Source organism: Polynucleobacter sp. Nonnen-W13 (assembly GCF_018881735.1).
In the GTDB taxonomy this organism is placed as follows: Bacteria; Pseudomonadota; Gammaproteobacteria; order Burkholderiales; family Burkholderiaceae; genus Polynucleobacter.
The window spans coordinates 218044-238046 of sequence record NZ_JACVPU010000003.1 but is presented as its reverse complement, the minus strand read 5'-3'; the positions used below and the strand labels follow the sequence as shown (position 1 = coordinate 238046).

The window sequence follows — 20003 nt, the reverse complement described above, 5'->3', positions numbered from 1 at the left end:
TCATGTCTACTATTGCCTCCGTTAACCGCCAAATCTTGCTCAAGCTTTTGATAGCTTCAGTCATGATGTTTGGTTTTGGTTACGCACTAGTACCAATGTATAAAGCTTTGTGTGAGGTGACCGGCATTAATGTGGTCACTAGTAAGAATGACTATGGCATTCGAGCCTACAGTGCAAATAAGGTTGGCAATACTCAGGTTGACTATTCTCGTAAGGTGACTATTGAGTTTGACTCTAATAGCCGTGGTCCTTTTACATTTCGCCCAGTGAAGAACTACCTCGAAGTACATCCAGGCGAAATGACAGAGATCGTTTATGAGGTCACTAATAATTTAAACCGCTCTGTTGAAGCTCAAGCAATTCCAAGTTATGCGCCGAAAAGTGCCATGGAGTTCTTCACCAAACTAGAGTGTTTTTGTTTTCAGCAGCAAACTATGACTGCCCATGAAATGAAGAAGATGCCGGTGGTATTTGTAATTGACGCAGGTCTACCTGCTGATGTCAAAACAATTACTTTGTCATATACCTTCTTTGAATTGGGAGTTGGTCAGCAACCAGCTGGCTCAACAACACCTAAATCAAAATTAGCATCATGAGTAAGAAAAGTTCATTTATGCAATCTATGATCGCGGTCTTGTGGGCTTTTTTAGGTGTGCGTAAAAAATCAGGTTTGCAGGAAGATGTTGCTTCATTAAGTTTTGTCCACATTATTATTGCGGGAGTTTTAGGCGCCTTGATTTTTATGGCCATACTCCTTTTGATAGTTAAAGCAGTTGTGTCCCATTGATTATTTTTTGATTGAATAGAGAGAATAAGATGTCATCCAATTCAACCCCTTACTATTTTGTTCCTGGACTATCTAGTCATCCAGCTGCGGCAGCGCTAGGTTTGCTTGCTTTTGCTGCCGGTATGTCTGGCTGGGTAAACCACGCAGCTTGGGGCGGCCCAGTAACTGCAGTTGGTGTGCTTTGGGTGTTATTTGTTCTTTACAACTGGTTTGGAGACACCATTGCCGAATCCAACTCAGGTAAGAATGGCGTAAACGTCGATATTTCTTATCGTTGGTCCATGGCTTGGTTCATCTTCTCGGAGATTATGTTCTTCGGCGCATTCTTTTCTGCATTGTTCTATGCGCGTAATATTGCGATGCCTTGGATGGGTGATGTAGAAAGTAAATTACTCTGGCCTGATTTTCAGGCTGTTTGGCCTAATGATGGCCCTGCTGGTTTAGTAGAGAAATTTACCACTATGGGTCCATGGCCCATTCCAACTATTAATACTTTATTGCTCTTGTCTTCTGGTGTGACAGTAACTTACGCTCATCATGCCATTCGTGAAAACCACATGAAGAAAGCGATCAATGGCTTGGCCGCTACCGTTGGTCTTGGCATTATCTTCTTGGGCTTTCAGATGTACGAGTACTACCATGCATACCATGCCTTGAACTTGAAGTTAACTTCAGGTATTTATGGCTCAACCTTCTTTATGTTGACTGGTTTCCATGGTTTCCACGTATTCCTTGGCGGCTTGATGTTGGCGATTGTTCTCCGTCGCATGATGCGCGGTGACTTTACCGCTGAAAATCATTTTGCGTTTGAGGGTGCTGCTTGGTATTGGCACTTTGTTGACGTAGTTTGGCTTGGTCTGTACATCGCTGTTTACTGGATGTAGGGAAATAAAAATCGGGGCGTTAAGCCCCGATTTATTTTCAGTCCTGAGTCTTGGTGGGGCGCTTAGTTGGTTCCTACTCGAACGCCGGTAGCTTCGATATATCCAAAGTAGTGGGCGATCAATATTCCCAAGAAGAGTACGATTGACAGTCCAATACGTAACATCAGCGACTGAACCATTCTGGAGCTTCGACCCTTATCTTTCATCATGAAATAGAGTGCTGAGCCTAAGCTTCCAACAATGATTAGCAGTGCAATCGGAATAACCCATTTCATCTCAAAGTACCTTTGTGAATATTTTTTCTAGCTTAATTACTAGTCGTAAAGTTGCTACATTATCAGCCCTTGTGGTGATTGTAATTGGCTGCGGTGCTGGTATTTGGCAGTTAAACCGAGCAGAGCAAAAGATTCGCTTGGGTGAATCTTTAAGTGCCAGACTGCAAATGCCCGTTCTGAATGCTAATGCCGCCAGCTTGACCCTAGAGCAGGCTACAGAGCGCCGCATTCTAGCTCGTGGACGTTTTATTCAAGATGCGGCAATTTGGCTGGATAACCGTCCTCGCCCCATTCCCGAGGGCGCTACTGGCGTTGCAGGACAATCCGGCTTTTATGTGATGATGCCTTTGAAATTAGATGGCCAAGAGCTTGTACTTTGGGTGAACCGAGGTTGGGCTCCTCGTAACAACGAAAATCGTATTGACTTACCCCCAGTTAAAACGGTCAGTGAAGTGGTGACTGTTGAGGGTGTTGCTTTCCCTCACCCCGGAAGGGTTTATGAGTTGGGAAAAAAGGATGCTACGCAAACAAGCCCTCGGATTGAGCAAAACTTTGATTTGGGGCTTGAGGCTCAAAGCCATGAATGGAAGCAACTTCCGTTCATTGTTCGAGAGTCTAGTTCTTCGAAAGAGGATGGTTTACTAAGAAATTGGCCCTCCCCGACAAACGGAGTCGATCGCCATTATGCTTATGCATTCCAGTGGTTTGCTTTGGCACTGACTGGATTTTTATTTTGGCTCATTAATGGGCTCATGAAATATCGGCGAGAGCTTGCTGTGAATGGAGATAGAGGGTGAGTGATAAAGAATTATTGATTCCAGCATCACAAACAGATGCGTCTGCAATTAACACGCAAACTCGACGTGGGCGTATTCAGATGCTGCTATTGTTGCTTGCCTGTGCGGCACCAGTAATCGCCTCCTATTTGGCGTACTACGTTTTTAAGCCAGAGGGTGGAAAGACTAACTTTGGGGCCCTGGTTCAGCCTGTGCAAGATATGAATCCCGCATGGTTTGATATTCCCTTCAATGGAAAGTGGACTTTGCTTGTGGCAAGGCCAGCTGGGGAATGCACCATTAAAAATGAATCTTGTCTCGAGGCTCTATTTTTAATGCGTCAACTACGTATTGCTGTTGGTCGTGAAAGTAGTCGAGTTCAGCTCGTTTGGGTCAATACTGATGGCAAAGCAGTAGATCCGGAAGTATTACTGGCATACGATCAAAAGACGGCGGGGTTTCAGATTGTAGATTTACCAGTAGATCCTAAATTAAGAGCAGAATTTAATGCATGGCTTAATCGTGATGGAGCTGGTCAGAAGATTCAGCTGATTGATCCAAGTCCAGCCAAAATGATGATTTTTCCGGTGACGAATTCACCAAAAGAATTTGGCAGCATTAAAAAAGATCTTGAGAAGCTCTTGCGCCTCAATCGTAAGGGTGAAAAATTGCAATGAGTAGCGTGCTATTGCTCGCAGAGTTGGCTGCAATCGCAATTGTCTTTGCAGGCCTGCCTTTGACCTATCTCTGGACTAGGCCAGCTTATAACTTTTTCCAAAAGCTAAATTGGGTCTTGGTTTTCATGACCTTTGACTTGATTGTGTTTGGCGCTTTTACTCGTTTAACAGACTCTGGTCTGGGATGCCCTGATTGGCCTGGTTGTTATGGCACATCAAATCCATGGCATGCGATTGGTGAGATCCAGCAAGCTGAAGCTAACATGCCTACGGGCCCAGTGACTGTCATCAAAGCTTGGATTGAAATGATTCATCGCTATTTAGCAATGACAGTTGGAGCACTGATTTTGATTCAGGTAGCAGTTGCCTGGAGCAAGCTTCGCAGTCTAGGTAAGAAACCATTATTGGGCAGTCTAGGTTTGCTGATTTTGGTATGCATCCAAGGCGCATTTGGTGCCTGGACAGTGACGCTGAAATTGCAGCCTATTATTGTGACGATTCACTTGATGCTGGCTTTGGTTTTGCTGGCCTGTTTAACGACTTATGCACAACAAGAGTGGATGGGTACATCTTCTTCAGCTGATCGCCTACAGAGCAAGCCCCTCTCTGCGAAGTTACTGTTACTTGCAGCAATCATCTTATGTATGCAAATCTTTTTAGGTGCATGGGTGAGCACTAATTACGCTGTGCTAGCCTGCCCTGATTTTCCGACTTGCATGGATCGTCTTTGGCCAGAAACGGCTTGGCAAGAAGGATTTGCCCTGTGGCGTGGCTTAGGCTTGAATGCTCAAGGCGAATCTATTACACCTGTCGCTTTGCAAACCATCCATTGGGCGCATCGTGTTTTTGCTATGGTTGCTGTGATAGTTCTTGGTGCTTTAGGAATGAGTGCCCTCAGCCTAGGTGATGCCAAATCATTAGGAATGGGTAGGATTGCTAAACTATTGTTAGGCTTACTCATTCTTCAGGCTCTGACTGGTATTTCTAATGTGGTCTTTCAGTGGCCTCTCCTCGCTGCCTTAATGCATACCGCAGGTTCTGCTGCATTGGTGTTCTGTTTAGTGCGTTTAGCCCAATGGTCCTCTTGGACTGCCCCCATTCACATTAAGATGTCTACATCATTATGAGTAGTCCAACTTCCCCCAATCCTGTAGCGATGCCACGTTGGCGTCAATATTGGGTTCTCACCAAGCCCCGCGTCACGCAGTTGGCAGTATTCTGTGCAGTTATTGGTATGTTCTTGGCTACCCCGGGCATGGTGCCTTATTCAGTTCTGATTGGCGGCATTGTTGGGATTTGGTTGTTGGCAGGAGCCGCTTTTGCAATGAATTGTTTAATCGAGCAAGCCGTCGATGCCAAGATGAAGAGAACTGCTTGGAGGCCGTCCGCAACTGGTGAAGTGACGCCTTTTCATATTACCGTTTTCTCAATTATTCTTGGTGGTTTGGGAATGGTCATCTTGTGGATCTTCTGTAATCCATTAACCATGTGGCTTACCGTGGCCACTTTTGTTGGTTACGCGGTGATTTATACCTGGTTGCTCAAGCCTGCTACACCACAAAATATTGTCATTGGCGGTCTCTCGGGTGCTATGCCGCCTGCCTTAGGTTGGGCGGCAGTTACCAATACTTTGTCAGCAGAAGCTTGGCTCTTGGTATTGATCATTTTCGTTTGGACTCCCCCGCACTTTTGGGCTCTTGCTCTATATCGTCGCGATGATTATGTGCAAAGTGGTTTACCAATGCTGCCAGTGACACACGGAGAGCGTTTTACTTTGCTCAATATTTTGCTATACACATTGATTTTGATTGCAGCCACTTTACTGCCATATATTTATGGCATGAGTGGCCTGCTCTATTTGATTTCAGCAATCATTTTGGGCTTGATATTTCTGGCATATGTCATTGCCTTGTTTGTGTCTTACAGCGACGCGCTAGCGAAGAAGACCTTCCGTTTTTCAATTACGTATTTATCTTTACTTTTTGCAGCGCTATTAATTGATCATTATTTTGTTTGAGATGAAGATGCAATTACAAAAAATTTACTTTTCTATTGCACGCCTATTGATGTTGTCGCTGATCGGTGTATCTCTGCTAGCTTGCAGTCCTCAGCAGAGCTTTAAGAACGTCGATATTACGGGTAGTAAGGCCTTTGGTACTGACTTCAGTTTGCTCGACCCTGACGGAAAGGTGAGAACGCTTGCTGACTTTAAAGGCAAGGCTGTTTTGATGTTCTTTGGTTATACGCAGTGTCCTGATGTTTGCCCTACGACGCTCACTGAGATGCAGCAGGTCATGACTTTATTGGGGCCTCAGGCAGATAAGGTGCAAGTTCTGTTTGTAACTGTGGATCCAGAAAGAGACACTGCAGCCATCTTAAAACAATATGTACCGGCATTTGATTCACGTTTCTTGGGCTTGCGCCCGGCTGATGAAGCAGCTTTAGAAAAAGTGACTAAGGACTTTAAGGTCTACTACCAGAAGGTGCCTGGCACAAGTTCCGGGTCATACACCATGGATCACATGGCAGGAAGTTATGCCTTTGATCCGGAAGGGCGTTTACGTCTATATATCAAGCATGCGCAAGGTGCTGAGACCTTGGCGCAAGACTTGAAGGAACTTCTGAAGTAAAAGCTTCGAAGGGAAGGCTGATTAAGCTGCTTCGGTTTGCAAGAGACTGCGCATTTTTTTGAGCGCAGCAGTTTCAATCTGACGAACACGCTCTGCAGAAATGCCGTATTCGCTGGCGAGATCATGCAATGTCTTTGTTCCATTGCCATCTGCATCCATTGCTAACCAACGTGATTGCACAATATTGCGGCTTCGCTCATCTAGCGCCATGAGTGCTTGATCTAGCTGAGGCCCATGTAATGCATCGGTCGCAGTAGCAGCCATCATTTCAGTAGGCTCTTGACTGCTATCAGCCAACCATTGAATTGGTGCATAGGCTGATTCATCATCGGTGTCATCGCCTTCCAGGGCAACATCGCCACCAGCAAGGCGCATTTCCATTTCTTTTACGTCAGAGCCTTTGACATCCAGCGCTTTCGCTAAAGCCTCAACCTCATTTGGTGTCAGGGCGGCTAGAGTAGGCTTGTTACTACGCAGATTGAAGAACAATTTACGCTGTGCTTTTGTTGTTGCAACTTTGACTAAGCGCCAATTTTTGAGAATGTACTCATGAATCTCTGCCTTAATCCAATGGATAGCATAAGAGACTAAGCGTGCGCCTTGGTTAGGGTCATAGCGTTTGACAGCCTTCATCAAACCAATATTGCCTTCCTGAATTAAATCAGCATGGGGAATTCCATAGCCTAAGTATTGACGAGCAACAGAGACCACTAAACGGAGGTGCGAGAGAACTAAAGTCTTCGCAGCATCGACATTTTCAGTGCGACGAAATTCTTGCGCGAGGTGTAGTTCCTCTGCCGCGCTGAGCATCGGTACACGATTCACATAGGAGATGTAAGAGTCGAGTGTGCCAACCCCTAGGGAAGGCAACATCGGAAAGGCAAGCGAAGCCGCAGCAGTCTGCGCTGCTGGCAGTGTTTGCCTTGCTTGCAATTGCGGTTTGTATGCTTTCTTTGGAACCATTTTGTTTATATTTTAGGTATTAATAGAATTCTATTTTAGCACTCTTGTCAAGAGAGTGCTAATGGTTTTTTAATTCTATAAGTCTATGATTTAATTGAATAATTCAGAAGAATATTGTGCGGCTGTGAAGGGGGCTAAATCATCAATTCCCTCACCTTTACCTAGTGCTAAAACCGCTGGTTTTGGCTCATCATGGAGGGTGTGGGCGAGTGCACAAATCACCCCACCTTTAGCGGTGCCATCCAATTTAGTCACAATTAAGGCAGAAAGCCCTAAAGCAGCATGAAAGGCCCTGACTTGACTTAAACCGTTTTGACCAGTATTGCCATCAAGAATGAGCAAAGTCTGGTGAGGCGCCCCAGGAAGGGCCTTACCGATGACTCTTTTAACCTTCTTTAATTCTTCCATCAGGTGGTCTTGAGTGGCTAGTCTGCCAGCGGTATCAATAATCAGAATATCGCTTTTGCGAGAAATCGCCGCATGAATAGCATCGTGTGCTACTGCCGCCGCATCACCGCTTTCTTGCATGATGACATCGACCTGATTGCGACCACCCCATTCAAGCAGCTGGTTGCGAGCCGCAGCTCGGAATGTGTCGCCGGCTGCCAGCAAGACGGACTTACCTTGAGATTGAAAAAGTTTGCAGAGTTTGCCGATCGTCGTAGTCTTACCGGCGCCATTGACGCCAATTACTAGCCACACCTCTGGTGTGGTCTTTTGTTCATGGACATACAAGGGATTGGGGTTAGGCTCAACAGATTTCAGGAGCATCGCCACTTCTTCAATCAGTAGTTGCTTGAGTTCTTCAGAACTACTAGCCCTTTCTGATTTGGCGGCCTTCCGGAGCTTACCAATCAATTGTTCAGTCGTAGGCAGACCCACATCGCTCAGAATGAGAGATTCTTCTAGGGCATCAAACCAGGCTTCATCAGTCTGACTGGATTGGAATAGGGATCCGAGAGTTTTACGTAGGCCGAACATAATCGATACAATTTAATCCTTGCATCTTATCAATTAAATTCTCGGGATAGGTGATCTTACAGATGCGTTCCACTTTATTAAGCTTTTCTCTCTGTTTAGTGCTCGGCTGTTCTAGTGTTTTAGCAGCCCAAGAAGTGGGCCTTGCAAATACCCACGAATTTCAACTCTCTAATGGCCTCAAGTTAATTGTGCGTGAAGATCATCGCGCACCTACGGTTGCGCATATGGTTTGGTATCGCGCTGGCTCTATGGATGAGGTGAATGGTAAGACTGGGGTAGCTCATGTGTTAGAGCACATGATGTTTAAGGGTACCCATAAAGTAAAGTCAGGTGAGTTCTCTCGCTTAGTTGCGGCAGTTGGTGGTCGAGAAAATGCTTTTACCTCTCGTGATTACACAGCTTACTTTCAACAAGTTGAAAAGTCTAAGCTAGATGAGGTGATGAGATTGGAGGCTGATCGTATGTCCAACCTCAATTTTGATGATGCAGAATTTCTGAAAGAAATTCAGGTGGTGATGGAAGAGCGTCGTCTGCGTACGGAAGATAATCCCAGTAGCTTGCTCAATGAATCGCTCACTGCCACCGCATATATGAGCTCTCCTTATCGACATCCGGTAGTTGGTTGGATGAATGATTTAGTCAATATGAAAGCTATAGATGCTCGCGATTGGTATCGCAGCTGGTACAAACCAAATAACGCAACTGTAGTCATTGCAGGCGATGTTGATCCTAGAGCCATTCTAAGAGCAGTGGAAAAATATTACGGAGCTGCTTTGGCTAGAGAGTTACCGGAACGTAAGCCCCAGATTGAGCCTGTGCAAAAAGGTACTAAGCGAGTGCAGGTAAAAGCGCCTGCTGATAGCGCACAACTAGCAATGGCTTGGAAAGTTCCCAAATTAGAGGTAGGGAGATTGGATGATGATGAGCCTTATGCGTTAGAGCTGTTGTCTGCTGTACTGGATGGTTATGACAACGCACGCTTAAATCGTACCTTGGTAAAGCAAGAGCGCGTAGTAAATGATGTTAGCGTCGGTTATGACATGATCTCTAGAGGACCTGAACTATTTTTCATTAGCAGCAACATGGCTAAAGGCAAGACAGTGGAGCAGGCGGAGAGCAGTATTCGTAAAGCCTTGAAAGAGGTTATTGATAAAGGAATCTTAGAGTCAGAACTTAAGCGGGTGAAGGTGCGCATTCTGTCTGATCAAATTTATAAGCGAGATTCAATTTTTGGTCAGGCTATGGAAATAGGTAGCACAGAGATGGCTGGATTCTCATGGAAAGATATTGATGTGATGTTAGAGAAGATGCAAACCATTACTCCCACACAAGTACAAGCCGTTGCAAAAAAATATTTAGTAGATGAGGGGCTCACCATAGCAGTCCTAGACCCGCAAGCACGCCAGTCGGGTGAGAGCAAGCAAGGAGGCAACCGTGATGCTAAATAAACTCATCTCGAAAGGCAGTCTTGCAATCGCGCTGATAGTCGGAGTAAGTACATCTGCATACGCAATATTGCCTATAGAAAAACTAGACTCCTTCAAGGGTGCGCAAGCCTATTTAGTACAAACCAAAGCGCTGCCGATGGTGGATATCGAGATCAGTATTGATGCAGGTGACCGTTATGATCCAGGAGTGAAGAGTGGCTTAGCTACTATGGCTGGGCGGCTAATGAACTATGGCGCCAAATCGGATAAGGGTCTGCTAAATGAGGCACAGATTGCGGATGAGATTGCAGACCTTGGTGCAAACCTTGGTATCTCTGTTGGCGGTGAGCGCGCTGTGATGCGCATTAGAACTTTGAGTCGTAAAGATTTACGTGATCGCGCCGTTCAATTGGCCTCTGCAATGTTGAGTGCACCTACCTATGATGCAAAGATCTTGGCGCGTGAGAAGCAAAGGATGACTACGGCATTGCTAGAGTCGGAGACGAAGCCAGAGTCAGTGCTGGATCGTCGCTTTAGAAAATCCGTTTACGGAGACTATCCACTGGCCAATTCACCAACAGTGAAAAGTGTTGCCAATATCGGCGCAAACGACCTGCAGCAGTTTCATAAACAGTTTTATCGTGGCGATCGAATGATTGTCAGCATTGTGGGTGATGTGAGCAAAGCCGAGGCTGCTGAAATTGTTCAGAGTTTATTGCAAAGAGTTCCTCAGTCTGGATCTCCTGTTGCTAAGTTGCCAGAATTTGAGCGCTCACCAGTCGAACCTTTAAGTCAACGCGAAGTTGCTATTCCATTTGATTCGCAGCAGGCACATATCGCCATGGGAATGACTGCGGTAACCCGTAGTAATCCGGATTACTTCCCATTACTAGTGGGTAACTATATTTTGGGTGGCGGTGGCTTTGTATCCCGCCTCATGTCAGAGGTGCGCGAGAAACGTGGCCTTGCTTATAGCGTGTTTAGTTACTTTGCCCCCGGTAAGGATGCGGGGATATTTCAGGCAGGTGTACAAACCAAGAATGATCAAGCGACTTTGGCGCTAGAGGTAATGAGTTCGACTATTGCGCAATTTATTGCTGATGGCCCAACGCAAACGGAGCTCGATGCAGCCAAAGCAAACTTAATCAATGGCTATCCTTTAAGAATTGATAACAACCGTAAGTTACTTGATAACGTGTCATCTATTGCTTGGAATAATTTGCCTCTCGATACGATGGAGATTTGGACTAAGCAAGTGGAAGCGGTTAGCCTTGAGCAAGTCAAGGCGGCGTTCCAAAAATACTTAGCCATGGACCGCATGAAAATTGTGGTCTTAGGAGCGAAAAATAAATAAGCCAGTCAAGTCAGCTTCATTAGGCATACGTTCTGAGCCCCCACAGAAAATTCGCATTATTGGTGGGATTTGGCGCAGTCGTTTGCTCAGCGTATTGGATTTACCTGGTCTTCGTCCTAGTACTGATCGCGTTCGCGAGACTCTATTTAATTGGCTCGGGCAGGATTTGCTTGGTTTGCGTTGTTTAGATTTGTTTGCTGGTACTGGCGCATTAGGTTTTGAGGCTGCGTCACGACATGCCAATTCAGTAATCCTATTAGAAAAAGACAAGCGCGCCTATGCCAAGCTTTTGGCAAATTTTGTTTTGCTAGAGTCATCTCCTGCGCCTGGCGTAGTCCAGATTCTTCATAGGGATAGTTTGGAGTTCTTAAAGCAAGCAGCTGACCGCTCCAGTAATCTGATCTTTATAGATCCACCCTTTCAGGAAGAGGGTCTATTAAATCAAGCGCTTATAGAGGCTGCTCGCGTTTGTGATGACAGTGCCGGCGGGGGCATTTACGTAGAGTTTCCTGCTAGTCGCCCCCGTGAGCAGATTGAGGCTTTAGTACCTGATTGGCATTGTGGAAAATACTTAGAGGCTGGACAAGTAAAAGCTTGTCTATTTCGCTCCAAGAGGGACTAAACTCTTGCCTGTAGCTGAAAAAGCCTTAGGAGCCTTATGACTGTTGCTGTATACCCTGGAACATTTGATCCCTTCACTCGTGGTCACGAGGACCTAGTGCGTCGCGCCTCAAGCATTTTTGGCGAACTCATTGTAGGTGTTGCTGATAGTCGTAGCAAACGCCCTTTCTTTACGCTCGATGAGCGCATTGAGATTGCCAAAGAAGTCCTTGGCCACTACTCCAATGTGAAGATTGTTGGATTTACGGGTCTATTAAAAGATTTTGCTCGCGAACATAATGCGCGTGTCATTGTGCGTGGCTTGCGCGCAGTATCTGATTTTGAATACGAGTTTCAGATGGCTGGTATGAACCGCTATTTATTACCTGATGTTGAAACACTATTTCTGACCCCATCAGACCAGTATCAATTTATTTCTGGCACCTTTGTGCGTGAGATTGCTTCTATGGGTGGCGATGTGAGTAAGTTTGTATTTCCATCGGTAGAAAAGTGGTTGATCAAAAAGATTGAAGCTAATAAGAGTAAAGGGTAAGACTTCTAGGCGCAAATATGGCTTTAATGATTACAGACGAATGCATCAATTGCGATGTGTGTGAGCCTGAATGCCCAAACGATGCAATCTACATGGGTCTAGAGATCTACGAGATTGATCCCAATAAATGTACTGAATGTGTAGGTCATTACGATGCGCCTCAGTGTCAGCAAGTCTGCCCAGTAGATTGCATACCGATGAACCCTTCTTTTTCTGAAAATCAAACGCAGTTAATGGCAAAGTATCAGGCCTTAACTGCTGCCAAAAAGGCACTCGCTAAATAAGCAATTAGTACTATTTAATTGGTTTTAGAGTGCAATTCGAGCATGGCTGCTTGAGTGTCACCCCGTAGGAATAAAGGCAGAATTTGTAAGCCATTTTCAATGCTTGCATCAATCTGCTTTTGTTCTAGTTGTAATGGCCTTCTCAACACGAAGTCAGCCACGTCCATTACTCGTGCACCCTCTGGGGCAAGATCGCGTGGGTGTCCAATACCTAGGCGCAAGCGCCAGTAATCGGGAGTTCCTAAGTGAGCCTGGATATCTTTTAAGCCGTTGTGTCCACCAGTGCCACCACCAAGCTTAATACGTGCCGTGCCAGGCTTGAGATCTAACTCGTCCTGCACCACCAACACATCTTTGGGGGTAATTTTATGAAAGCGGCATAAAGCTCCGACAGCCTGACCGCTCAGATTCATATAAGTATTTGGCTTGAGTAAGAAGAGGTCTTCATCTTCCCACTTAGCCTTAGCTACTTTTCCAAGAAAACGCTTTTCAGTTTCAAAGCGGATGTTTAATTGTTGAGCGAGTGCGTCTACAAACCAGAAGCCAGCATTGTGCCGATCTTCAGTATGTTCTTCACCTGGATTGCCTAGGCCAATAATTAATTTAGTCATGATGAGTACTTAAGGATAAAAGCTTTTCTGCAAAAAAGAAAACCCGCTTGTAAGCGGGCTTCCTCTGTCGCAAAGATAGTGCTTAAATGATTAAGCTTTATCCTTTGGGGCTTCAGCAGCAGGAGCCGCTGCTGCTGCAGGAGCCGCCGCTTCTGTATCGGCAGATTTCACTGCTGGAATACGTGCGTTAGCAAGCACTGGGTTTTCTTGCTCAATATGCAATACCAAGGTAACGCCTTTTGGCAATGCGATATCTTTAGCATGAATGCCATGACCAACTTCAATCTTGCTTAAGTCCACTTCAATGAACTCTGGCAAGTCTGCTGGCAAGCAAGAGATTTCCAATTCAGTAGAGATATGGCTGATGACAGCGCCTTGTAACTTCACTGCGGCTGAAGTGTCAGCATTAATGAAATGCAATGGAACGCGCATGTGAACTTTCTCAGTCGCAGAAACGCGCTGGAAGTCGATATGCAGAACCAAAGGCTTAAATGGATGCATCTGATAATCGCGTAACAACACTTTTTGTGCTTTGCCGCCGATTTCGAGATCAAGGATGGATGAGTGGAATGCTTCCTTGCGGAGAGCATGGAACAGTGCGTTGTGATCCAACTCAATGACAGTTGCGGCGTCTTTACCGCCATAGATGATGCCCGGAGTTTTACCGGAGTTGCGCAGACGGCGGCTCGCACCCGTTCCCTGTACGCTTCTTTCAAAGGCTACTACTTTCATGTTCATTTCCTAATTTAAGGTTAATTTCCGTTCGCGACCAAACAGAAAAGCCTTTGATTATATCTTGGGAATCGTACTTTTTGCCTAGAAAAGGCTCAAAATTGCCAAAAACGGGGGCGTAAACGCTATTTTTGGCTTATTCAGCGAACATCGACATCACTGAGTCACCCTTGCTAATACGGGAAAGGGTTTCAGCCAAGATGGGGGCAACGCTCAATTGACGGATTTTGCCCACTTTCAGGGCTTCACTAGTTAATGGAATGGTGTCAGTAACCACCAATTCGTCTAACTCAGAGGCGGCAATACGGGCTACAGCGCCACCTGAGAGTACTGCATGAGTACAGTAGGCAGTCACACCCTTGGCTCCACGCTCTTTGAGTGCCTCAGCAGCTTTGCAAAGGGTTCCACCGGTATCAATAATGTCATCCATGATGACGCAGTGGCGACCTTCTACTTCGCCGATTAAGTGCATCACTTCTGATACGTTAGCCTTAGGACGGCGTTTATCAATAATCGCCAAATCTGTACCTAATTGTTTAGCCATTGCACGGGCGCGAACAACGCCGCCAATATCTGGCGAAACAATGATGAGATCTTTTTTAGTTTTCTGAGCCTCTAAATCTGCCAAGAGAACAGGAGAGGCGTAAATGTTATCTACTGGGATATCAAAGAAGCCTTGAATTTGGTCGGCATGAAGATCCATGGTCAAAACACGCTCGATGCCGGCAACAGATTGAAGCATGTTTGCTACGATTCTGGCGGAGATGGCAACCCGCGCAGAGCGTGGACGACGATCTTGTCTGGCGTAACCGAAGTAAGGGATCACTGCGGTTATGCGGCTTGCTGAAGCTCGTTTAAGGGCATCAATCATGATCATGAGTTCCATCAAACTGTCGTTCGTTGGAGCGCAAGTCGATTGGATAACAACCACGTTCTTGCCGCGGACGTTTTCTTGAATTTCTACCTGGATTTCACCATCAGAGAATCGACCCACAAATGCTTTTCCCATGGGTAGGTTGAGCTCTTTTGCTACCGCATGAGCCAAAACCGGATTTGCGTTGCCTGTGAAAAGAGTCAGTAAATCTGCGTTCATTGGGGCGGACATAGGTGATTTTGGAGTTTTGGTAGGGGTCGAATGGATGTCTTAAGGTCGTATCTACAGAGTTTGGCAGGGGAAGAAGGATTCGAACCTTCGCATGCTGGAATCAAAATCCAGTGCCTTAACCAGCTTGGCGATTCCCCTACAGGTCAATCTGAAGAAATCAAATTGTAAGCGGGATTTTTATTTAGCCCCCGAACAATTCGACCTATCCATCCTTTTGGAAGATTTTGCAGAAGATTTTCCAGATTTGCGGTGTCCGTCTTAGGGTCTAAGGCGGCAAAAACGCTACTTCCAGAGCCGGACATGCAAGGCGCCGAGTTTGGCACTGCCTTGTAAATCCAATCTAAAGCTTGCTTCACTTCAGGACATTTCTGCACTGCTACTGTCTGGCAATCATTCGATTGATAGGAGCTTGGCGATGCAAGAAAGCGATCTATTGTAATCGGAGCATGATCGCGGGTCAATTGAGGGTCTTGAAAAATCTGAGCTGTGGCAATTCCCTGGTTAGGGAAGATCACTACAAAGTCTTGGGTTTCCAAGGAAATGGCCTGTAATTTCTCCCCAATACCCTCAACAAATGCATTCTGACCAAAGATGAAAAATGGCACATCTGCCCCTAGTTTGAGGCCCAACTGACAAAGCGTAGCTATATCAAGATGGAGACCCCAAAGGGTGTTCAGGCCAATGAGGGTGGATGCAGCATCGGACGACCCTCCACCTAGACCTGCACCCATCGGAATCATTTTTTTTAGGGCGATCTCAACGCCCTGATTGGCCTTGCAAAAATCTTTTAAGACTTGGGCGGCGCGGACCACTAAATCCTGTTCTGGAGGAATGCCTGGAATAGGGTCAATACGACGAATCTCATTTTCAGAAATAGACTTTAAGTTGAGGACATCACACCAATCAATCAACTGGAAAACAGATTGGAGTAGGTGGTAGCCATCTTCGCGACGCCCAACAATATGTAGAAATAGATTGAGCTTTGCGGGGCAGTGAATTTCTAAAGCCTTACTCATTATTCACACTTCACTCATTTGGATTATCAAACACCAAGCGGATATCTATCGATCCAATGTTAGAGCTGCGAGTCATCATGAGTTTTTCTAAACGCTGCGCATTGTTCCAGTTGTAATTTAAGGTCCAACCATCTTGCGTGATTTTGCTGACTTGCCCTTTTGCATTTCGCTCAACACTGGCATTACCACCAGGACGAGTTTTCCCACGCAACCAGTCTGAGAGACCGCGAGCAGGTAGTGGGAGTCCTAATGTATTTTGTATCAGAGTATCAGCATCGATAGCCGTGGTTAATTGGCCATCGCGCTCAAGGATAGCCTCACCAGGCTTAATCGTAATTTTTGCAATCGATCCACCTACCGGATTACGAATTTCTAATACGTCGATCAAGGCATCTTGAGTCAATGTAAATCCACCTGAGCCACCTTGATTTTTACTTTCAGTGAGTCCAGTAATCTTTACCGCAAAACGACCATCCCATATGCCTTTGAGGGCGGTATCTGCTAGCGACCAATCAGGTTTCAAGCGCTTCAAAGTTTCTTTGAGAGTCGGGTTATTGGCATCTAATTGCTGCCCTTTGCGCCACATATCTTCTGCTTGCGCTGGGCGATTCATTACCCACAGGACTTCGCCAATATGTGCAGCAATATCTGCTTCAGGTTTCATGCTAAATGCTTGTTGCAGTTGCTCTAAGGCGAGATCATTTTTACCCATTCGAAAGTTCACCCAGCCTAGACTATCTAATATAAAACCATCTTTAGGCGAGAGTTGATGTGCTTTACTAATCAGCTTAAATGCTTCTGGTAGCTTCTGATTGCGATCAGCTAGTGAGTAACCAAGCGCATTCAGGCTATTCACATCATTCGGATTCTTTCGCAAGATTTCGCGCAGAGTTTTCTCCATCACATCGATGTGCCCCGATTTTTCAGCAGACATGGCGTAGGTGTATAGCAGTCCCGGATCTTTTGGCTCTGGCTTCAATGTTGAGGCGATTTCATAGAAAGACCTTAGGGCCTCTGATTCATCAGTCGCTTTAGCCAGTAGCGCCTGAATCTGTAGCAAAGTATTTTCTCGTTGCGCCGGTGTTTGCTGGCTCAAGAGAGAGATGGCGGGTTTGACTGCATCCGACCAGCGTTGATTCAAAATTAAGAGGGTGACTAATACTTCCTTAGGTCTAGTTTGTTTCGGTCCAGCCAAACCATCCCAAGTTTGCGCCGCTTGGAGTGCAAGGTCGGGTGCGCCTGCTGTAATCGCGATCTCCATGGCCCTTTGGGCCAAACGTGGGTCATTAAGCTGGCGAGCTAGCTCCAAATAAGTTGTATATGCCAGACCAGCTTCACCACGCTGAAGGGCGATTTCAGAGGCTAGGACCTCAAATACAGCTTGACCGTTATCTAGACTGCTAGATTTAGCGATGGCATAGCTAGAAGACAGGCTAAAGCCAAGTCCAGCCGCAAGCAGTAGGGCTCTTAAGGAGAGCTTTAATGAAAATTTGGTCATAAGCACATTCTAATCCGCGAATCTACAATTCATTTATGCCAGAACTCCCAGAAGTCGAAGTTACCCGATTGGGTATCCAGCCCCACATAGAGGGGCTGAGGGTTAGCGCAGTCAACATTATTGATGGCCGCTTGCGTTGGCCGGTACCGAGTAATTTGAATACCTTGCTTTCTGGTCAGAAAGTTTTGGGAATAGAGCGCCGCGGTAAATATCTATTAATAGAGTTTAATGCGGGTTACCTATTGCTTCACCTGGGCATGACTGGAACGTTGCGGGTCCTGCCTAGTAGCGATCCCCTCAAATTACATGATCGGGTGACTTTCGAGTTTGGCAGGCTGAGTTTGCGTTTGCATGACCCCCGAAAGTTTGGTGCTGTTTTATGGCACCCCAAATCCAAGGGACCGATTGAGAGCAATGCACTTTTACAAAAATTGGGAGTTGAGCCTTTTTCATCCGAGTTTGCGGGTGAGATTGGTGCTGAGGTTCTTTATCAGTGTTCACGTAAACGTAGTGTTGCCGTGAAGCAATTTTTACTAGCAGGGCAAGCAGTAGTGGGTGTAGGCAATATCTATTGTTCTGAAAGTTTATTTGAGGCAGGTATTCATCCGGCAAAAGCTGCTGGAAAACTCACGCGTCCACAATGCTCTAGGTTGGCGACTGCGGTGAGATTGATTTTGAAAAAAGCGATTGCTGCAGGCGGTAGTTCTTTAAAAGACTTTGTGAACAGCGAAGGTGACCCAGGGCATTTCATGGTGCAAACCAAAGTCTATGATCGCAAAGATCAGCCATGCAAGGTGTGCAAGACGCCGATTAAACAAATAGTGCAAGGCCAGCGCTCGACATACTTTTGCCCCCAATGTCAGAAGCGCTGATCAAGCACTTTGCTACTAAGCTAATAGCTTGGCATGGCAAGGACGGACGCCAAGGCTTGCCATGGCAAAGTATTCGAGATCCCTATGCGGTATGGGTTTCTGAAATCATGTTGCAACAAACTCAGGTAGCTACGGTTCTAGAGCGCTATCCCCGCTTTATGAAGCGTTTTCCAACGGTGAAGAAGTTGGCTGCTGCACCGCTAGATGATGTCTTAGCGGAGTGGGCGGGACTTGGCTATTACACACGCGCTCGCAATCTTCACGCTTGTGCCAAGCAAGTAATGGAAGAATTTGGGGGCAAGTTTCCCAATGACCCAGTCTTACTCGAGCAGCTTAAGGGTATTGGTAGATCTACAGCAGGCGCTATAGCTGCATTTGCATTTCATGAGCGGGCACCGATTTTGGATGCAAACGTTAAGCGAATATTGGCACGGTTGTTTGGTGTAGATGGTGCCATCCAAGAAAAAGCAGTAAACGACGATTTATGGCAGCTGTCTAAAACATTACTTCCTAAAAATACTTTAGATATGCCGGTATATACACAGGCTTTGATGGATTTTGGGGCTACCTGGTGCACCTCTCGTAAGCCTGTATGCTTGAGTGAGGCAAGAAAATGCCCGTTTGAAAAAGAATGCCAGGCCAATCTTAGTGATCAGGTTTTACTCTTGCCTCGCAAAGTCATCAAAGCAAAATCCCCTGAATTTAATTGTGATATGTTGTTACTCCGCCAAGGTGATTCAGTATTGCTACAAAGGCGCCCTGAAAAAGCTATCTGGGGCGGACTTTGGTCTTTACCTGAATCTGCGTGGATAGCCAAAGAAAAAAACTATCAATCTTTGGATAATGCAGTCCATTTGACTGCGAAGGAATTATTCACACTTGTGCTGCCAGATGAAAAGATCTCCGGCGCTTTAAAGGGTTGCCACTCAATTGAGCGGGGACTTGAAATTAAACATGTCTTCACGCATCGTCGTTTATGGATGCAGATCTGGCATGTGACTTCAGACTCTACTGTGAAATTCGCTAGCGATAACTTGAAGTGGGTGCCTTTGCGTCAGCTAGGAAAATATGGCTTACCTCAACCGATCAAATTACTGTTGCAGGGATTGAGTCTAGCTCGCGATGACGACTTAAGAAATTAATTTGGAGTGCTGCCAAATCTTTTTGTGGCAGAAAATGCGCAATGATGCGGCTTACAAGATAAACCGAGCGATGCTGTCCACCAGTACAGCCGATAGCGACAGTAAGATAGCTGCGACCATCTGCAATGTAGTGAGGCAACCATTTTTCAATAAATTGAATAATGTCATTTTCCATACTGACTACTTCAGGGATTTTTTCCAAGAATTCGCGAACTGGCTGATCTTTGCCAGACATCGGGCGTAAGACTTTGTCATAGTGCGGATTAGGCAAGCAGCGAACATCAAACACGAGATCAGCTTCACTGGGTAAGCCTTTTTTAAATCCAAAAGATTCAAAAATAACGGTGAGTCCTTGAGGCTTGTCTTTCAGAAGATCCTGAATCCAGGAGCGTAGGGCATGAGCAGGTAGATTGCTGGTATCAATACTGTGTGCTTGATTGCGCAGAGGTTCTAAGAGATTACGCTCTTTATCAATGGCCTCGATCAGGGTGGCAGCTTGGGTTTGTTGAGTTTTTCCAGAGAGTGGATGGCGTCTGCGAGTTTCGGAGAAACGCTGGATCAGCGTATTGGTATCAGCATTGAGGAAAACAATTCGCACCTGATGGTTGCGCCTCAGATTTTCTAAAATCTGAGGAAGCTCTGCAATCGACTGACCGCGACGTGCATCAATAGCTACTGCAACACGTTCACTTTTTTCACCCTCTAGTGTAGTGATGAGGTTTTCTAGAAGGGTGACTGGAAGGTTATCAACGCAGTCATAACCTGCATCCTCAAAGGCTCTCAGCGCAACTGATTTACCTGAGCCAGAGATGCCGGTAATCAGATTAATCTGCATA

At 45.9% G+C, this 20003-nt stretch carries 24 protein-coding genes and 1 tRNA gene; 15 read left to right on the top strand and 10 right to left on the bottom strand.

Features of this window, described 5'->3' with window-relative positions:
* Positions 1 to 2 precede the first annotated feature (2 nt).
* Genes ICN27_RS09730 through ICN27_RS09720 form a run of 3 tightly spaced genes read left to right on the top strand, consistent with a single transcriptional unit; the run spans position 3 to position 1671 of the window.
* The gene (locus tag ICN27_RS09730) at positions 3 to 596 is read left to right on the top strand and encodes a cytochrome c oxidase assembly protein (RefSeq protein WP_215308525.1); all 594 of its coding nucleotides are present in this window, start codon (positions 3 to 5) and stop codon (positions 594 to 596) included.
* Between the two features lie 17 nt (positions 597 to 613).
* Positions 614 to 787, top strand: a complete 174-nt coding sequence (locus ICN27_RS09725; protein WP_370624504.1) for a DUF2970 domain-containing protein — start codon at positions 614 to 616, stop codon at positions 785 to 787.
* 29 nt (positions 788 to 816) lie between these two features.
* Positions 817 to 1671, top strand: a complete 855-nt coding sequence (locus tag ICN27_RS09720) for a cytochrome c oxidase subunit 3 (protein WP_215308523.1) — start codon at positions 817 to 819, stop codon at positions 1669 to 1671.
* A gap of 62 nt (positions 1672 to 1733) precedes the next feature.
* Here ICN27_RS09720 and ICN27_RS09715 read toward each other — a convergent pair whose 3' ends face one another.
* Positions 1734 to 1946, bottom strand: a complete 213-nt coding sequence (locus ICN27_RS09715) for a twin transmembrane helix small protein (RefSeq protein WP_215308522.1) — start codon at positions 1944 to 1946, stop codon at positions 1734 to 1736.
* Between the two features lie 14 nt (positions 1947 to 1960).
* Here ICN27_RS09715 and ICN27_RS09710 point away from each other — a divergent pair, with 14 nt between their 5' ends.
* The 5 genes from ICN27_RS09710 to ICN27_RS09690 are packed head-to-tail and all read left to right on the top strand — an operon-like array spanning position 1961 to position 6029.
* Complete coding sequence (locus ICN27_RS09710) at positions 1961 to 2743, top strand: SURF1 family protein (protein WP_370624503.1); 783 nt, start codon at positions 1961 to 1963, stop codon at positions 2741 to 2743.
* On the top strand, positions 2740 to 3399 hold the full coding sequence (locus tag ICN27_RS09705; protein ID WP_215308521.1) for a hypothetical protein: 660 nt from the start codon (positions 2740 to 2742) through the stop codon (positions 3397 to 3399). The genes ICN27_RS09710 and ICN27_RS09705 overlap by 4 nt, the downstream gene beginning before the upstream one ends.
* Complete coding sequence (locus ICN27_RS09700) at positions 3396 to 4526, top strand: heme A synthase (RefSeq protein ID WP_215308520.1); 1131 nt, start codon at positions 3396 to 3398, stop codon at positions 4524 to 4526. Before ICN27_RS09705 ends, ICN27_RS09700 begins: the two co-directional genes overlap by 4 nt.
* On the top strand, positions 4523 to 5416 hold the full coding sequence (gene cyoE, locus ICN27_RS09695) for a heme o synthase (protein ID WP_216269875.1): 894 nt from the start codon (positions 4523 to 4525) through the stop codon (positions 5414 to 5416). Before ICN27_RS09700 ends, cyoE begins: the two co-directional genes overlap by 4 nt.
* Before the next feature lie 49 nt (positions 5417 to 5465).
* Positions 5466 to 6029 carry an SCO family protein gene (locus ICN27_RS09690; RefSeq protein WP_370624509.1) on the top strand — a complete coding sequence of 188 codons (564 nt, stop codon included), beginning with the start codon at positions 5466 to 5468 and terminating at the stop codon, positions 6027 to 6029.
* Positions 6030 to 6050: 21 nt separating this feature from the next.
* On the opposite strand, the gene rpoH is transcribed toward ICN27_RS09690, so the two are convergent.
* On the bottom strand, positions 6051 to 6992 hold the full coding sequence (rpoH, locus tag ICN27_RS09685) for an RNA polymerase sigma factor RpoH (protein WP_216269873.1): 942 nt from the start codon (positions 6990 to 6992) through the stop codon (positions 6051 to 6053).
* 90 nt (positions 6993 to 7082) lie between these two features.
* The gene (ftsY, locus tag ICN27_RS09680; RefSeq protein ID WP_216269872.1) at positions 7083 to 7973 is read right to left on the bottom strand and encodes a signal recognition particle-docking protein FtsY; all 891 of its coding nucleotides are present in this window, start codon (positions 7971 to 7973) and stop codon (positions 7083 to 7085) included.
* A gap of 62 nt (positions 7974 to 8035) precedes the next feature.
* Between ftsY and ICN27_RS09675 the strand changes: the two genes are divergently transcribed.
* From ICN27_RS09675 to ICN27_RS09655, 5 genes are read left to right on the top strand one after another with little or no spacing between them, the layout of a single operon-like run.
* Positions 8036 to 9421, top strand: coding sequence for a pitrilysin family protein (locus tag ICN27_RS09675; protein ID WP_216269871.1), 1386 nt, complete (start codon positions 8036 to 8038; stop codon positions 9419 to 9421).
* Positions 9411 to 10754, top strand: coding sequence for a pitrilysin family protein (locus ICN27_RS09670; RefSeq protein ID WP_215308514.1), 1344 nt, complete (start codon positions 9411 to 9413; stop codon positions 10752 to 10754). The genes ICN27_RS09675 and ICN27_RS09670 overlap by 11 nt, the downstream gene beginning before the upstream one ends.
* Positions 10747 to 11376: a 16S rRNA (guanine(966)-N(2))-methyltransferase RsmD gene (rsmD, locus tag ICN27_RS09665; protein ID WP_370624508.1), complete on the top strand. Its 630-nt coding sequence runs from the start codon at positions 10747 to 10749 to the stop codon at positions 11374 to 11376. The genes ICN27_RS09670 and rsmD overlap by 8 nt, the downstream gene beginning before the upstream one ends.
* 36 nt (positions 11377 to 11412) lie before the next feature.
* Positions 11413 to 11907 carry a pantetheine-phosphate adenylyltransferase gene (coaD, locus tag ICN27_RS09660; RefSeq protein WP_215308513.1) on the top strand — a complete coding sequence of 165 codons (495 nt, stop codon included), beginning with the start codon at positions 11413 to 11415 and terminating at the stop codon, positions 11905 to 11907.
* Between the two features lie 17 nt (positions 11908 to 11924).
* Positions 11925 to 12191, top strand: a complete 267-nt coding sequence (locus ICN27_RS09655; RefSeq protein ID WP_215308512.1) for a YfhL family 4Fe-4S dicluster ferredoxin — start codon at positions 11925 to 11927, stop codon at positions 12189 to 12191.
* 14 nt (positions 12192 to 12205) lie between these two features.
* On the opposite strand, the gene pth is transcribed toward ICN27_RS09655, so the two are convergent.
* The 6 genes from pth to ICN27_RS09625 all read right to left on the bottom strand — a co-directional run bounded on the left by pth (position 12206) and on the right by ICN27_RS09625 (position 17153).
* Positions 12206 to 12802 carry an aminoacyl-tRNA hydrolase gene (gene pth, locus ICN27_RS09650; RefSeq protein WP_215308511.1) on the bottom strand — a complete coding sequence of 199 codons (597 nt, stop codon included), beginning with the start codon at positions 12800 to 12802 and terminating at the stop codon, positions 12206 to 12208.
* A gap of 90 nt (positions 12803 to 12892) precedes the next feature.
* Complete coding sequence (locus tag ICN27_RS09645) at positions 12893 to 13534, bottom strand: 50S ribosomal protein L25/general stress protein Ctc (protein ID WP_216269870.1); 642 nt, start codon at positions 13532 to 13534, stop codon at positions 12893 to 12895.
* A gap of 136 nt (positions 13535 to 13670) precedes the next feature.
* Positions 13671 to 14627, bottom strand: a complete 957-nt coding sequence (locus ICN27_RS09640; protein ID WP_215308509.1) for a ribose-phosphate pyrophosphokinase — start codon at positions 14625 to 14627, stop codon at positions 13671 to 13673.
* A gap of 73 nt (positions 14628 to 14700) precedes the next feature.
* Positions 14701 to 14777: transfer RNA gene (locus ICN27_RS09635), tRNA-Gln, on the bottom strand.
* Between the two features lie 5 nt (positions 14778 to 14782).
* Entirely contained in the window at positions 14783 to 15655 is an 873-nt protein-coding gene (ispE, locus tag ICN27_RS09630) for a 4-(cytidine 5'-diphospho)-2-C-methyl-D-erythritol kinase (RefSeq protein ID WP_216269869.1), read from the bottom strand.
* Between the two features lie 10 nt (positions 15656 to 15665).
* Complete coding sequence (locus tag ICN27_RS09625) at positions 15666 to 17153, bottom strand: lipoprotein insertase outer membrane protein LolB (RefSeq protein WP_216269868.1); 1488 nt, start codon at positions 17151 to 17153, stop codon at positions 15666 to 15668.
* 35 nt (positions 17154 to 17188) lie between these two features.
* Between ICN27_RS09625 and mutM the strand changes: the two genes are divergently transcribed.
* Both mutM and mutY read left to right on the top strand, forming a co-directional pair.
* Positions 17189 to 18025: a bifunctional DNA-formamidopyrimidine glycosylase/DNA-(apurinic or apyrimidinic site) lyase gene (mutM, locus tag ICN27_RS09620; protein WP_216269867.1), complete on the top strand. Its 837-nt coding sequence runs from the start codon at positions 17189 to 17191 to the stop codon at positions 18023 to 18025.
* A complete protein-coding gene (mutY, locus tag ICN27_RS09615; protein WP_216269866.1) occupies positions 18010 to 19167 on the top strand; it encodes an A/G-specific adenine glycosylase in 1158 nt (385 codons plus the stop codon). The genes mutM and mutY overlap by 16 nt, the downstream gene beginning before the upstream one ends.
* Here the strand turns inward: mutY and rapZ are convergent.
* A complete protein-coding gene (gene rapZ / locus ICN27_RS09610; protein WP_215308504.1) occupies positions 19112 to 20002 on the bottom strand; it encodes an RNase adapter RapZ in 891 nt (296 codons plus the stop codon). The two genes, mutY and rapZ, sit on opposite strands and share 56 nt — an antisense overlap.
* Position 20003: the final 1 nt, after the last annotated feature.